At 64.3% G+C, this 13,877-nt stretch carries 15 protein-coding genes; 5 read left to right on the forward strand and 10 right to left on the reverse strand.

Translation table 11 applies throughout. The features are described 5' to 3' along the window. Positions 1 to 31: 31 nt before the first annotated feature. The 6 genes from IAU68_RS07285 to dapB all read right to left on the reverse strand — a co-directional run bounded on the left by IAU68_RS07285 (position 32) and on the right by dapB (position 5,588). On the reverse strand, positions 32 to 658 hold the full coding sequence (locus IAU68_RS07285; protein ID WP_171192652.1) for a TIGR03085 family metal-binding protein: 627 nt from the start codon (positions 656 to 658) through the stop codon (positions 32 to 34). A 14-nt stretch (positions 659 to 672) separates the two neighbouring features. After that, complete coding sequence (locus IAU68_RS07290; RefSeq protein WP_171192653.1) at positions 673 to 1,122, reverse strand: hypothetical protein; 450 nt, start codon at positions 1,120 to 1,122, stop codon at positions 673 to 675. Between the two features lie 90 nt (positions 1,123 to 1,212). After that, positions 1,213 to 3,270 carry a ribonuclease J gene (locus tag IAU68_RS07295; protein ID WP_269434718.1) on the reverse strand — a complete coding sequence of 686 codons (2,058 nt, stop codon included), beginning with the start codon at positions 3,268 to 3,270 and terminating at the stop codon, positions 1,213 to 1,215. Positions 3,271 to 3,272: 2 nt separating this feature from the next. Continuing rightward, a complete protein-coding gene (gene dapA / locus IAU68_RS07300; RefSeq protein WP_171192654.1) occupies positions 3,273 to 4,181 on the reverse strand; it encodes a 4-hydroxy-tetrahydrodipicolinate synthase in 909 nt (302 codons plus the stop codon). A gap of 36 nt (positions 4,182 to 4,217) precedes the next feature. Next, positions 4,218 to 4,844, reverse strand: coding sequence for an FAD-dependent thymidylate synthase (locus IAU68_RS07305; RefSeq protein WP_171192655.1), 627 nt, complete (start codon positions 4,842 to 4,844; stop codon positions 4,218 to 4,220). Next, positions 4,845 to 5,588 carry a 4-hydroxy-tetrahydrodipicolinate reductase gene (gene dapB / locus IAU68_RS07310; protein ID WP_171192656.1) on the reverse strand — a complete coding sequence of 248 codons (744 nt, stop codon included), beginning with the start codon at positions 5,586 to 5,588 and terminating at the stop codon, positions 4,845 to 4,847. Between the two features lie 56 nt (positions 5,589 to 5,644). Between dapB and IAU68_RS07315 the strand changes: the two genes are divergently transcribed. The 4 genes from IAU68_RS07315 to IAU68_RS07330 are packed head-to-tail and all read left to right on the forward strand — an operon-like array spanning position 5,645 to position 8,172. After that, on the forward strand, positions 5,645 to 6,292 hold the full coding sequence (locus IAU68_RS07315) for an AMIN-like domain-containing (lipo)protein (protein ID WP_171192657.1): 648 nt from the start codon (positions 5,645 to 5,647) through the stop codon (positions 6,290 to 6,292). Between the two features lie 20 nt (positions 6,293 to 6,312). Further along, the gene (locus IAU68_RS07320; RefSeq protein WP_171192658.1) at positions 6,313 to 6,963 is read left to right on the forward strand and encodes an AMIN-like domain-containing (lipo)protein; all 651 of its coding nucleotides are present in this window, start codon (positions 6,313 to 6,315) and stop codon (positions 6,961 to 6,963) included. Then, positions 6,963 to 7,205, forward strand: a complete 243-nt coding sequence (locus IAU68_RS07325) for a hypothetical protein (protein WP_171192659.1) — start codon at positions 6,963 to 6,965, stop codon at positions 7,203 to 7,205. The genes IAU68_RS07320 and IAU68_RS07325 overlap by 1 nt, the downstream gene beginning before the upstream one ends. 19 nt (positions 7,206 to 7,224) lie before the next feature. Beyond that, positions 7,225 to 8,172, forward strand: a complete 948-nt coding sequence (locus IAU68_RS07330; RefSeq protein WP_231698991.1) for an oxygenase MpaB family protein — start codon at positions 7,225 to 7,227, stop codon at positions 8,170 to 8,172. Positions 8,173 to 8,229: 57 nt separating this feature from the next. Here IAU68_RS07330 and IAU68_RS07335 read toward each other — a convergent pair whose 3' ends face one another. From IAU68_RS07335 to IAU68_RS07350, 4 genes are all read right to left on the reverse strand, one after another. Continuing rightward, a complete protein-coding gene (locus IAU68_RS07335; protein ID WP_171192660.1) occupies positions 8,230 to 10,518 on the reverse strand; it encodes a polyribonucleotide nucleotidyltransferase in 2,289 nt (762 codons plus the stop codon). A gap of 131 nt (positions 10,519 to 10,649) precedes the next feature. After that, the gene (rpsO, locus tag IAU68_RS07340; protein WP_171192661.1) at positions 10,650 to 10,919 is read right to left on the reverse strand and encodes a 30S ribosomal protein S15; all 270 of its coding nucleotides are present in this window, start codon (positions 10,917 to 10,919) and stop codon (positions 10,650 to 10,652) included. Positions 10,920 to 11,022: 103 nt separating this feature from the next. Next, a complete protein-coding gene (locus IAU68_RS07345) occupies positions 11,023 to 11,985 on the reverse strand; it encodes a nucleoside hydrolase (RefSeq protein WP_171192662.1) in 963 nt (320 codons plus the stop codon). Further along, positions 11,982 to 12,950 (reverse strand): bifunctional riboflavin kinase/FAD synthetase, encoded by a 969-nt coding sequence (locus IAU68_RS07350; protein ID WP_407928707.1) that lies wholly within the window; start codon positions 12,948 to 12,950, stop codon positions 11,982 to 11,984. The genes IAU68_RS07345 and IAU68_RS07350 overlap by 4 nt, the downstream gene beginning before the upstream one ends. Before the next feature lie 30 nt (positions 12,951 to 12,980). Between IAU68_RS07350 and truB the strand changes: the two genes are divergently transcribed. Further along, entirely contained in the window at positions 12,981 to 13,874 is an 894-nt protein-coding gene (gene truB, locus IAU68_RS07355; RefSeq protein ID WP_171192664.1) for a tRNA pseudouridine(55) synthase TruB, read from the forward strand. Positions 13,875 to 13,877: the final 3 nt, after the last annotated feature.

Raw genomic sequence — 13,877 nt, forward strand, 5'->3', positions numbered from 1 at the left:
ACACACCACACCGTCGGCGTGCCGTCAAGCGCTACATCTTGACGTCGAGCCCCTCGAGGGCGTCGACCGCGCCAGTTAGTTCCACGACCGCGGCATCGCGTCCGGAAGCCCACAAGAGAAGCTCTCCGGGCGCGCCCGACACGCGCACCACGTTGTCGCCGCGGTCAGCCACACCCGCCTTGTCGCCGATGGTTGCCGGCGGCAGATCGGGAGGCGTGAGAATCACCGGGACCGTCGCCTTGCGCAGGGTCATGCCACCGAAGCGCTTCGCCAACGCAAACAGTTCCTGATTTACCGTGCGGGAGAAATCGCGCGGTTCCACCGCTCCCCCACCGCGACGCAGGTCCTCGTGGTGGATGAAATGCTCCGAAGTGTTCATCGCGGTATTGAAAGGCTTCAGAAACGCCGGCGGACCGGCAGCCCACTCGCGCACAACCTCCTCGTACGGGCGAGCTTTCTGGCGTTCGGTCTCATCGTCCGTAATACCGGAGAGGGCGTCGACGAAGATTCCGGGGGCCGCAAGCGGTTTTCTCTCCCGGATGAGCAAATGGACGGCGAGATCGAAACTCGTCCATCCTTCGCAAAGTGTCGGGGCTTCGGGTCCGACCTCCAGAAAGAGGTCGGCTAAACGGGCGCGTTCTTGCTGTGCAAAAGACATGCGCCCGAGTTTAGCTACCTCGAGCTCAACGACGAGCCGCTCGAGAACTGCGCCTCGAACTTTTGAATCTCCTTGATCGCCGGAGCAAACCGTTCGATCACCGGGTCGGTGGTCACGCGCATGCCGCCGCGACCCCAGCCGAGGTTGGTCACCGGCTGGCCGTCGACGTAGCAGCCCGTCAGCCCGCCCTTGGCATTCATGAGGCACACGATCTTGTCGCCCTCGAATTTGCCCACCACCCGGACGCCGGGCACCTGGGCGTTGCGGTAGTTCGGGTCGCCGAGTCGGATCACGTCGTACATCTTGAACGCTGACGCGTAGCCGGGGTCGAACGGGACCTCGGTGCCAGGCGGCAACGGGCGTCCGCCGGTCCAGTCGACGTCGCCCTCAAAGGCGTTAGCAGCTGGTGCGAGTGTCATCGCGGCGGCGAGAAAAGCCGCGGCGATTTTCGTTGCGGTTTTCATAGCCCGAACGCTACACCCGTCTATGACGCACATCACCCCCTCTCCTGAAATTCACAGGATGAGGGGGTGACGGTGTCGTCGAGAAGCGAACTAACGCGATTCGCGGGTCGCGGCGATTTCGTCCTCGGTTGCGGCGTGGTTGTCGGAAGACATCGGCACGACCGTCGGGAGGATCACCGGCTGGCGCTTGTAGTTCTGCTCGATCGCGCGCGAGACCTTGCGGCGAATCTGCTGCACCATGCGGAACGGGTCGTTCTCACCCTCGGCGGCCAGATCGCCCATCACGGCCTCGACGCCCTCGACGACCTTCTTGTTGAAGTCGCGGTCATCGTCGGTGTAGCCGGTCGTCGATACGCGAGGCGCCTCGAGCAGACGGCCGGTGGCGTCGTCGATAACGCAGGTGATCGAGACAACGCCGCCTGAAGCCAGCGAGGTGCGGTCCGCGAGCACGTCCGGGTCCACATCGCCCATGGTGGTGCCGTCGACGTAGAGCTGGCCGACCTGGTACTGGCCGGCGACCTTGATGTTGCCCTTGTGCATATCGACGACCACACCATTTTGCGCCAGCGCCGTGTTGTTCGGCTTCACACCGGTGGAGATGGCGAGCTCCTTGTTGGCGCGCATGTGGCGCCACTCGCCGTGCACCGGCATCGCGTTGCGCGGGCGCGCCGCGTTGTAGAGCGCGAGCAACTCACCGGCGTACCCGTGGCCCGAGGCGTGGACGTGGGCTTCGGCGTTGGTGATCACGTTCGCGCCGATCTGGGCGAGGTTGTTGATCACCGCGAAGACGGCCTCCTCGTTGCCCGGAATGAGCGAGGACGACAAGATGATCGTGTCGCCGTCGTGGATGGTGATCTGGCGGTGCTCGCGGCGCGACATGCGCGACAACGCCGCCATCGGCTCGCCCTGGGTGCCCGTGGTGATCAGCAGCGTCTTGTGCGGGGCCATCTTCGCGGCCTCTTCGATCGGGATGATCGTGCCCTTCGGCGCCTTGAGCAGGTTCATCTTCTCGGCGATCTCCATATTGCGCAGCATGGAACGGCCGTTGAAGGCGACCTTGCGGTTGTTGGCCACCGCGGCGTTGACCGCCATCTGCACACGCGCCACGTTGGACGCGAACGACGCGATGACCACACGCTGACGCGCGTTGGACACCAGACGGGTCAGCGTCTCCTCGATACCGGCCTCCGAGGCGGAAATGCCCGGGATGGTGGCGTTGGTGGAGTCGCACATGAACAGGTCGATGCCCTCGTCGCCAAGCCGCGACAGCGCTGGAAGGTCGGTCGGCTTGCCGTCGTACGGGGTCTGGTCAACCTTGACGTCGCCGGTCATGACGACGTGGCCCGCGCCCGTCTTGATCGACACACCGAGGCACTCCGGAATGGAGTGATTGACGTGCCAGAAACGCAGGCGGAACGGACCGACGTTGACCTCGGAATCCTTGTTCACGTCGTGCAGCTTCGGACGCTGGCGGTGCTCTTGCGTCTTCGCCTTGATCAGCGCGTTGGTGAACTTGGACGAGTAGATCGGGATGTCGTGGCGCAGCTTGAGCAGCCACGGGATCGCACCGATGTGGTCCTCGTGGCCGTGCGTGACGACGAGACCCTCAATCTTGTCCAACTTATTCTCGATCGGGCCGAAGTCCGGCAGGACGAGGTCCACCCCCGGCTCGTCGGAGTTCGGGAACAGCACGCCGCAGTCAACGATGAGCAGACGGCCATTGTATTCAAAGACGGTCATGTTGCGGCCAATTTCGGAAATGCCGCCGAGCGCGTAGATGCGCAGCGTGTCCTTGGCCAGCTTCGGCGGGGCGGGCAGACGCTTGGTCAGGTCAGCGCCCTGCATGCCCTTGACCGGGTTGCGGCGCCCACCGCCGTTGTTGCCGCCGTTGCCGCCACGGCTGCGACCGCGACGACGGTTCCGGCCACCGCCGTTGCCGTTGTTCCGGCCGCCGCCCTGGTTGTTACCGCCGCGGTTGCCGCGCGGCTGTTCGCCGCCGTCGCGCTCGGCGTCGCCCTTGTCGGCCGAGTTTTTCTGCGCGTTCGCGTCCGGGGTGTCCGGAGCTTGGAAGACCGGCTGCTGATCAGCCGGTTCAGGGGGTCCTGCCTTGCGCGTCACCTTACGGGCGCGGTTGCGGGGTTCGTTCATATTTAGAGGACTCCAGCTTTCGTCAAATCTTCTCGGAGCCGCGAAACCTGCTCTTCAGTCGCCGCTGCGACGGGCAGGCGCGGGTCTCCCACTTCGATGCCCTGCAGTCGCAGAGCTGCCTTTGCAAATGTCACGCCGCCCAGCGCGGCCTGCTGCCGCGCGAGGACGTTGAGTACGTTGGCGTTGATTTCCCGTGCTCGGGCGAGGTCGCCAGCCTCGAATGCGTCCACCAGTCCCCGCAGCGCTTGCGGCGCCGCGTGTCCGACAACGGAAATGACGCCGGTTGCGCCGAGGGTGAGCCACGGCAGGTTCAACGGGTCGTCGCCCGAGTACCACGCCAGGCCGGTGTCTTGGATCAGGCCGGCGGCTTCGAAGAGGTTGCCGCGTGCGTCCTTCATCGCCTTGATCGTGTCGATCTGTGCGAGTTCCCGGATCGTTGCTTCCTCGATGGGGATGCCGGAGCGGCCCGGGATGTCGTAGAGGCACACGGGAAGGTCGGTCGCGGCGGCGATGGCTTCGAAGTGCGCGACTACTCCGGCCTGGGACGGCTTGGAGTAGTACGGCGTGACGGCCAGCAGCGCGTCGGCGCCTGCGTCGGCGGCTTCTTTGGCCAGCGCGACGGCGTGACGGGTGTCGTTGGAGCCCGCACCGGCGACGATCTTCGCACGGTCGCCGACTTCTTCGCGCACCGCCTTGAGTAGCGCGACCTTTTCTTCCGGGCTCGTTGTCGGGGATTCGCCGGTGGTGCCGGCGAGGACAAGTGCGTCGATTCCGTTTTCTACCAAGTGGGCTGCAAGTCGACGCCCTGCGGCAAGGTCGAGCGCGCCGTCGGAATCGAACGGCGTGACCATGGCGACGCAGACGGTGCCGAAGATGTCGGCGCCTCTATCAACTTTGCACGATAAGCCCATGGGCAGAAAGGATACCTTCTTCAGTCGCGCATTTGGCTATCGACGTTCCCCCGGCGCCAAATCCCCGAACACTTTCGGCGCTTCCTCCCGCAGCACCGCAAGGCATTCGAGGGCAAGCGCGCGGGTTTCCGCATCTTCGTACTCGCCTGTGCGCTTTGCGACGAACCCCCGCCACGTCGCAAACGAACCGGTGACAACAAGCTGCATAGCCGACGCCGCCGGCTCTAGCGCGCGGGCGGCCTCGGTGGCGCGTTTGCGCCGGGCGAGCAGGTTGGGCTCGTCGCCAAGCAACTGCTCGAGACCGTCGAGCAACTCGCGGCGCACGAATTCGGCGTGCTCCAGCGCGGTGTCGAGCAGCTGCGCTAGTTCTTCATCTTCGGCGACTAGCGGGGGCACGACGTAGCCGTCATCGTCGCGCTGCTGCACCGCGAACCCGTCGTGGGCCCGTACGGCAGCGGCGGCGGTGCGCGAGACGCCGAAGATGTGCAGGGTTGCGCTGGCGTGGGCGAGTAGGTCGGTGCGGGTGTCGTCGATAAGCCTGCTCAGCACCGCCTCGGGTGCTTCCGTGGACATGGCTGCGTGCGTAATGGCCGCTTCCCCATCGGTGACGTGGTCGGGGTGGGCGGTGCGCAGTGCGGTGGCGGCGACGAGTTCGACGCGCATCTACAGGCCGAGGTACTCGTCGAGGCCGATCGTCAGACCCGGGTGATCCGCCACCTCGCGCACGCCGGTGAGCACGCCGGGGACGAAGGATTCGCGCCCGTAGGAATCCTGGCGGATGGTCAACGACTGGTCCGTCGTACCGAAGATGACTTCCTCGTGCGCGACCATGCCCTGCATGCGCACGGCGTGCACCGGCACTCCGTCGACGTCGGCGCCGCGGGAGCCGTCAAGCGCCTGCTCGGTGGCGTCCGGCATCTCGCCCATCCCGGCGTCCTTGCGCGCCTTGGCGATGCCCTGCGCGGTCTTGACCGCGGTGCCGCTCGGTGCGTCGAGCTTGTTCGGGTGGTGGAATTCGACGACCTCGGCGGACTCGAAAAACGGCGCGGCCTGGCGAGCGAACGCCATGGTCAGCACCGCGGAGATGGCGAAATTCGGGGCGATGAGCACGCCGACGCCTTCGTTTGCGGCGCACCAGTCGCGCACCTGCTGGTAGCGCTCGTCGTCGAAGCCGGTGGTGCCCACCACGCAGTGGATGCCGTGATTAATGCAGAACTCCAGGTTGCCCATGACGGAAGTCGGGGTGGTGAAATCTACGATTACCTCGACGCCTGCATCGACAAGTTGCTGCAGGTCGTCACCGTGGTCGATTTCAGCGACGAGCTCGAGATCGTCAGCCTTTTGCACTCCTGCCACAACCGCCGAACCGACGCGGCCCTTCGCGCCGAGTACTCCAACCTTGATCATGCGTTTCCTTTCCGTTGATACTTGCCCGCAATGGTAGCCCGGTTAATCTTTTCAACATGACTGCCCGCTCGCGCCTCGTCGTTGCCCTCGCCCTCGTCACTGCCCTGACCGCGTGCGCCCCCACAGACACCCCGGAGCCGCAGCCCAACGAGTTCACAAAAATCTCGGAGCCTTCTAGCGTGACGACGACCCCACCTCCCGGCACCGTCACCAAAACCGTGATCGAAAACGCCCCTTCCACCACCTACGACGGCATCGTCCCGCAGACGTCCCCCGACAACGAAAACAGTGGATTTTCCACCGACAAACGCGACGTCGCAGGACTCGGCGAAGACGTCGTGATCATGGACCTGCGCGCGGGCTCCCACGACGGGTTCGACCGCGTCGTCTACGAGTTCAACGGCACCCAGGCGCCGGGGTTTGCGACAAGGTGGATGGACACCCCAATGTCGTACGGCTCCGACGCCGCACTACCGATCGCCGGCAACGCGTTTTTGCGGGTGGAGATCCGCAACACCACCGACGACTCCGGACGCGACTACACCCACGATGCAACTGCCGGCAACGTCCAAGAGATCTTCCATACCTCCGCGCACAAGGTGCTGGGCGCGACCGAGTACCTCATCGGGTTGGATAAGCAGCGCCCATACCGCATCTACTACCTCGACGAGCCGAACCGTCTGGTCATCGACTTCGAGCAGTAACCCCCTTAAGCTGGGCGGGTATGAAACGCCACAGCATGCTTCTCACCCCTGCCGTTGCCGCCGCGCTCGCCCTCGGTGCCTGCAGCGCAGAGACCGAGCCCGCCCTGGACGAGCCGACAGCCGCCAACAAGTCGCCGGCGTCGAGTGCGTCGACCAGTGCGTCGTCGACAAGCACGGAAGCGACCACGGACATCTCCCCCACAGCCGCCCAGGCAGCTGCTGCGAAACCCGCGGCGGAAGGCTTCACGCTCGAAGACACCCACATCCGCTCCGAGCAGCCCGCGGAGATGATGATCGAAGACGTCCGCGCCGGTGCCCACGACGGATTCGACCGGCTCGTCGTGGAACTGTCCGGGACCGGATCCCCCAGTGTGATCGCCGGCTACGAGGCCGATCCGCGCCAGCAGGCCTCCGGCTACGAAATTCGCCCCGCCGGCAACGCCTTCTTCACGCTGCTCATCCAGGGAGTGCCGCTGAGCATGTCCGCGGACGAGGAGATTGTGGCCAAGTCTGATCCGTCGGGAGTTGCCGCCGGCAACATCGTCGGCGTGGCCGACGGCGGTGTGTTCGAGGCCGATGCCCAATACGTTGTGGGGCTGAATGCGCAGCGCCCCTACAAGCTCACGGTGCTGGAGAATCCGACGCGCGTGGTGGTGGATTTCCAGAAGTAATGAATACGACATCATGGTTAGGCCTCGCGTTCGTCGCCGTACTTGCGGTACTCGGCGCCGTCGTGCTGGCGCGGAAGTTGCACGAGATTCACAAGAGCGATCTTGACGACGACGCCAAACGCCGCTGGGGCCTCATTTTCGGCATCTCCCCGCTCGCGGGGTTGTTTACGTGGAATCGTCGCGAAGAACTGCTCGGACACCGCGACAACCAAAAACGTGATTTGGAACAAAACGAAGCATAGATAGTGCTACGGTTCACACATGAGCCAGCACAACCCTGAAAACTACGACAACCTGCTCGACGGCAGCGTGAAAACCGGCGCGCGCAACCTAAAGCGAGCACCGCTCGGCCCTGATTCGCTGATGTGGAAGTGGGGTTCCGACAAGCGTCTGCAGCTGCTGCGCGGCTACACCGGCGTGCTGCAAAACATGCACCCGGCGATCGGACAGTCCCTGCTCGATCACTCGAAGTTCTTCGAGGAGCCGTTCGCCAGGCTTGAGCGCTCCACCCCGCAGATCATCATGTCCATCTACGACAAGAACGGCGAATTGGGCAAACAGATCCGCGACTACCACGTGGACATCAAGGGCAAGCTGCGCGACGGCGAGCGCTACCACTCGCTGAACCCGGAGACGTACTGGTGGGCGCACGCGACGTTTGTCTACCGCGTCATCCTCGCCCAGGAACTCTTCGGCACCCCGTTCACCCACGAAGAAAAGGACCAGATCGTGCGCGAGGGCGTGACCTGGTGGGACATGTACGGGCTGTCGGAGCGCCCGGTGATTGACAACTACGACGATCTCATCGCCTACATCGACGAGATGGAAGACACCGTCTTAGAGCGCAACGAGACCGTCGACTTCGCGCTGCGCACCGCCCGCGTCGAGCCGGTCAAAGCCCCGGACGGTGTGCCCGAGGCGGTGTGGAAGGTGATCTGGAAGCCGGCGATGAACTCGCTGATCTGGCTGACCATCGGCACGCTCAACGACAAGGAGCGCGAGATCTTGGACCTCGAGTGGACTAAGAAGGACCAGCGCCGCTTCAACCGCATCGCGAATGTGATCCGAAAGGTGTTCACGATCCTGCCGGAAGACAAGCGCTACATGGAGCCCGGTAGGTCGCTGATGATTAAAAATGGCATGATCCGCGGCAAGTACAAGGAACCGAAGAAGATCGAGCCGTACAAGCCGTCCGGCTGCCCGGTGTAACCGGACAGTAGCAAGCGGGCGCTACCGGAGTAGCGCCCGCTTTCGCTGTGCGACGTGTTACTCGTTGTCCTCCACCGGGACGAGCGAGATCTTGCCGCGGTTATCGATGTCGCGGATTTCCACCTCAACCTTGTCGCCGACGTTGATGACGTCCTCAACATTTTCCACACGAGTGTTGCCACCCAGATTCGAGATGTGGATCAGGCCGTCGGTGCCCGGCATGATGGACACGAACGCGCCGAAGGCGACGGTCTTGACAACGGTGCCCAGGTAGCGCTCCCCCACCTTCGGCATCTGCGGGTTCGCGATCGCGTTGATCTTCTCAATCGCTGCGTCCGCGGCTTCGCCGGAGGCTGCGGAGACGAACACGGTGCCGTCGTCCTCGATGGAGATCTCCGCGCCGGTGTCCTCGGTGATCTGGTTGATCGTCTTGCCCTTCGGGCCGATCAGCTCGCCGATCTTCGGTACCGGGATCTTCACGGTGGTGATCTTCGGGGCGAGCGTGTTCATCTCGTCCGGACCGTCAATGACCTCAGCCATGGTATCCAGGATGGCTTCGCGGGCGTCGCGGGCCTGGTTCAGGGCGTCGGCAAGCACCTTCGACGGGATGCCGTCGAGCTTGGTGTCGAGCTGCAACGCGGTGATGAACTCGCGGGTACCGGCGACCTTGAAGTCCATGTCGCCGAACGCGTCCTCGGCGCCCAGGATGTCGGTTAGCGCGACGTACTCGGTCTCGCCGTCGACCTCGCCGGAGACAAGCCCCATCGCGATGCCGGCCACCGGGGCAGCCAGCGGCACGCCTGCGTTGTACAGCGACAGCGTGGAGGCGCACACCGAGCCCATCGAGGTCGACCCGTTCGAGCCGAGCGCCTCGGAGACCTGGCGGATGGTGTACGGGAAGTCCTCGCGCGACGGGATCACCGGCACGAGCGCACGTTCTGCGAGAGCGCCGTGACCGATCTCGCGGCGCTTCGGCGAGCCGACGCGGCCCGTCTCACCGGTGGAGTACGGCGGGAAGTTGTAGTGGTGGATGTAGCGCTTCGAGTCCTCCGGGTGCAGGGAGTCGAGGTGCTGCTCCATCTTCAGCATGTCCAGCGTGGTCACGCCCAGGATCTGGGTCTCGCCGCGCTCGAACAAGGCGGAGCCGTGGGCGCGCGGGATGAGTTCGACCTCGACGCCCAAGTCGCGGATGTCAGTCACGCCGCGGCCGTCGATACGGAAACCCTCGGAGAGGATCTTCTCGCGCACGATCTGCTTCTGCACCGCGTTGTAGGCCGCACGGATCTCTTTGGACGCGGCTGCGCGCTCCTCGTGCTCGTCGTCGTCAATGTCGAAGGAGTCGAACAGGTCCTCCTCGATCTCCTCCATGTAGGAGTTGGTGGCGTCCTCGCGCTCCGCCTTCGACGCGATGGTCATCAGCTTCGAGAGCTTCTTCGCCGCCTTCTTCTCCACGGCCTTGAATACCTTCTCGGAGTACGACGGGAAGAGCGGGAATTCCTTGTCCTCGGTGGAGACTTCCTCGGTCAGCGCACGCTGCGCGCGGCACAGGGTCTCGATGTACGGCTTCGCCGACTCGATGCCCTCCGCAACGGTCTCCTCGGTCGGTGCCGGGTAGCCGTTTTTAATCTGCTCGACAACGTTCACGCCCGCGCCGGCCTCCACCATCATGATGGCGACGTCTTCCTCAGTCTTGCGGCCGCGCTTGCGCTCGACCATGCGTCCGGCAACGACCATCTCGAACAGGCAGCGCTGGTGCTGCTCGTGGTTCGGGAAGGCGACCCACTGGCCCTCGGGGTGCTTGTCGTCGGCAAGCAACGCCATGCGCACGCCGCCAACCGGGCCGGAGACCGGGAGGCCGGACAGCTGCGTTGCAGCAGACGCGCCGTTGATGGCGACGACGTCGTAGTACTCCTCCGGGTGCTGAGACAGCACGGTGATGACCACCTGGACCTCGTTGCGCAGCCCCTTGACAAACGTCGGGCGCAGCGGGCGGTCGATCAAGCGACAGGCCAAAATCGCCTGCGTGGACGGGCGGCCCTCGCGACGGAAGAACGAGCCCGGGATCTTGCCGGCGGCGTACATACGTTCTTCCACATCCACGGTCAGCGGGAAGAAATCGAAGCCCTCGCGCGGCTGATTCGATGCGGTGGTGGTGGCCAGCATCATGGTGTCGTCGTCAAGGTAGGTGGTCACAGAGCCGTCGGCCTGGCGCGCGAGCTGCCCGGTCTCGAAACGGATGTTGCGGGTGCCGAACTCGCCGTTGTCCAGCGTGGCGACGACCTCGGTCACACCGAAGTCCTCCTCAACTTGGACATCAAACGAGTTTTTTGGCTGAAAGTTGCGCAAAAGGATCCCTCTCCTTCGAAGGCGTGGTGGCGATCATCGGTGCCGCCCTATATTGGTGTTCTTGCAACGGGCAACGATGATAGCAAAAAACGCCCCACCACGCAGGTGAGGCGTTATTTTTGCGCTTTTGCTTAGCGACGAAGACCCAGACGGGCAATCAGATCGCGGTAACGATCGACGTTGTTCTCGCGCAGGTACTTCAGCAGGCCGCGACGACGACCGACGAGCAGCAGCAGGCCACGACGGGAGTGGTGGTCGTGCTGGTGGGTCTTGAGGTGCTCGGTCAGGTTGTTGATGCGCTCGGTGAGCAGCGCAACCTGCGCCTCCGGGGAACCGGTGTCGGTCTCGTGCAGGCCGTAAGCCTTGAGGATCTCGGCCTTCTTCTCAGTGGACAGTGCCATGAGGAACTCCTTGGTTGTTTCAGTTCGCGTTCTACGGAAAAGTCTTTCGCTGCGCCGTAACTGCCACGAACCACAGTCGAATGGCGCAAGACCTCGGGAAAGACTACACGACGGCTGTTTCGCGGGCCAAACCGGTCAGTCGACGCATGAACTCGTCCAAAAAGCCGGCGGTGTCGACTCGGACTGCGACGGCGGCTGTCTTGTCCTGGTCGTTGAGCCGCGTCTCGTCGCCAATCGTGCGCCCGCGCGTCTCGCCATCGGTGTCCACCTTCATGTTGATGCCGAGCGTGTCAACCAAACCAGGCTGAATAGCCACCGCGACGGCGAGCGGGTCGTGCAAGCCGCAGCCGCCCAAGTGCGGCGAGGTGGTCTTGTACGCGTCGATGTAGTAGTTCGTGATGTCCGCCAGGAAGTTGCCGCCGGTGGTGCCAAGCGCAGACCATTGCGCGGTTTCCTTCGTGGTCAGAAGCGTTTTCAGGGTGACGTCGAGGCCGATCATGGTGACGTTGCGAACCTTCCGGAACAGCAGATCCGTAGCTTCCGGATCCTGGTTGATGTTTGCCTCGGACCACGCGGTGACGTTGCCGGGGACGGTCAGCGCACCGCCCATCATCACGATGTTGGCGTTTTCGCGGAACACGTTGGAAGCTTCAACCGCTTCCGCGATCGTAGTCGACGGGCCGGTCGGCACGATGATGAGATCATCGCCGTAAGCATCGACAGACTCGACGAGAAAGTCGACCGCGGATGTCGTTTCCACCTGCCGCTTCGGGTCGGGGATCTCCACTTCACCGATGCCGTTTTTGCCGTGGATAAACGCCGAGATTTCCTGGACTTCGAAGGAATCCTTCACCCGCGCGTGGTCTGGTCCGGCGAACACCGGGATGTCCGTTCGGCCGAACAGCTCCAAGATGGCGAGCGTGTTGCGCACCGAATCAGCGACAACCACGTTGCCGTAGGTACAGGTCACCCCGATAAGGTTGACTTCCGGCGAGGCCAGGGCGTACGCGAGGGCGAGGGCATCGTCGATACCGGTGTCCAGATCCAGAATCAGCTTGGTGGTCATGCCCCGAGGATATCGCGGGTGGTGGCCACATCGCGGGCCATGTGCTCTAAAAGCTCGTCGACGGAGTCGAACTTCAGCATGTCGCGCACTTTGCCCACGAATTCCACGCGCGCCATGCGCCCGTACAGGTCGGCGTCCCGGTCGAGCACAAACGACTCCACGCTGCGTCGCAGGTCCCCGAATGTGGGGTTAGTGCCCACGGAGATCGCCGCCGGGTAGCGCTCCCCGGGTTCCATGTCGCCGTCGATGGGGGCGTCGTCGATAATGGTCAGCCACCCGGCGTAGACGCCGTCGGCGGGGACGGCCGCGGCGTCGGAGGCGTACTGGTTCGCCGTCGGGTAGCCCAGTTCCTTGCCGCCGCGGCCCGCCCCGCGCTCGATCGGGGCGATGACGGAAAACGGCCGGCCCATGTAGTCGGTGGCGGTGTGCACGTTGCCGCCGGACAGTTGGTCGCGGATAGCGGTCGAGCACACCCGCACGCCGCCGTCGGAAAGCAACCGCACAATGGTCACGTCGACGCCCGCCTGCTCACCCAGTTGCGCCATGGTGGTGGCGGTGCCGGCCGCGTCTTTGCCAAAGGTGAAGTTCTCCCCCACCAAAATGTGCCGGGCTCCGAGCTTGCTGACGAGCACGTCATCGACGTACTCCTGCGGCGTGAGCCCGCCGAGTTCGTGGCGGAAATCGATAACAAGCAGGTAGTCCACACCGAGTTCCGCGATGTGGTGGGCCCGCTCCTCCAGCGACATCAGCGCCGCCGGGCTGCGGTCGGGGGTAAACACCGTCACGGGGTGCGGGTCGAATGTCATCACGACACTGGGCACGCCGAGTTCGCGGGCCCTGTGCACGGCCTGCGAGATGAGCATTTGGTGGCCGCGGTGCACGCCGTCGAACACACCAATGGTGACGACGGTGCCGTTGTTGCCGAGCGTTTCCGGAACCGCGTTAAGCCCTGCCAAAATATCCACGCCCGACACAGTACGGGATACGCTCGTGGCATGAACGATCCCCTCGCAACGTTCGGCATTGTTGTCGTCGATAAGCCAGCTGGCCTGACAAGCCACGACGTGGTCGCCCGCCTGCGCCGCTTCTTCGGTACCCGCAAGGTGGGGCACGCGGGCACGCTCGACCCGATGGCGACCGGGGTGCTCGTCGCAGGCATCGAACGCGGCACGAAACTGCTCGCCCACCTGGTGGCCGACGACAAGGTGTACGAGACGACCATTCGGCTGGGCCAAGCGACGACGACGGACGACGCGGAGGGCGATGTCGTCGAGACGCACGACGCATCAAAGGTGAGCGAGGAGGCGATCCGCGCCGCGGTCTCGAACCTCACCGGCGAGATTATGCAGGTGCCGTCAAAGGTTTCCGCGATCAAGATCGACGGACGCCGCGCCCACGAACTGGTGCGCGCCGGCGAGGACGTGGACATCCCGGCCCGCCCGGTGACGATCCACGCCTTCGAGCTCGGCGAGATCCGCCGCCATGACGGTGTGATCGACGTCGACGCGCGCGTGCACTGCTCCACCGGCACGTATATCCGCTCGCTCGGGCGCGATCTCGGCGCCGCGCTCGGCGTCGGCGGGCACTTGATTGCTTTACGACGACACCGTGTCGGCTCATTCACCCTCGACGACGCCCGCACCCTCGAGGAGCTAGAAAAAAACGCGCAGCTGTCACTGTCCATGGACGACGCACTCACCCGCGCCTGGCCGGTACTCGACGTCACCGCCGAGGAGTACGCAGCACTTTCCATGGGCAAATGGCTCGAACCGCGCGGGCTGAAGGGCGTGCACGCTGCGGTCGGCCCCGACGGGCGGGCCGTTGCGCTGGTCAAGGAGCAGGGAAAACGGTTGGCCACGGTGTTCGTGGCGCGACCGTCGACGCTGTAGGTG

Origin of the sequence: Corynebacterium lujinxingii (assembly GCF_014490555.1) — a bacterium.
Taxonomy (GTDB): domain Bacteria; phylum Actinomycetota; class Actinomycetes; order Mycobacteriales; family Mycobacteriaceae; genus Corynebacterium; species Corynebacterium lujinxingii.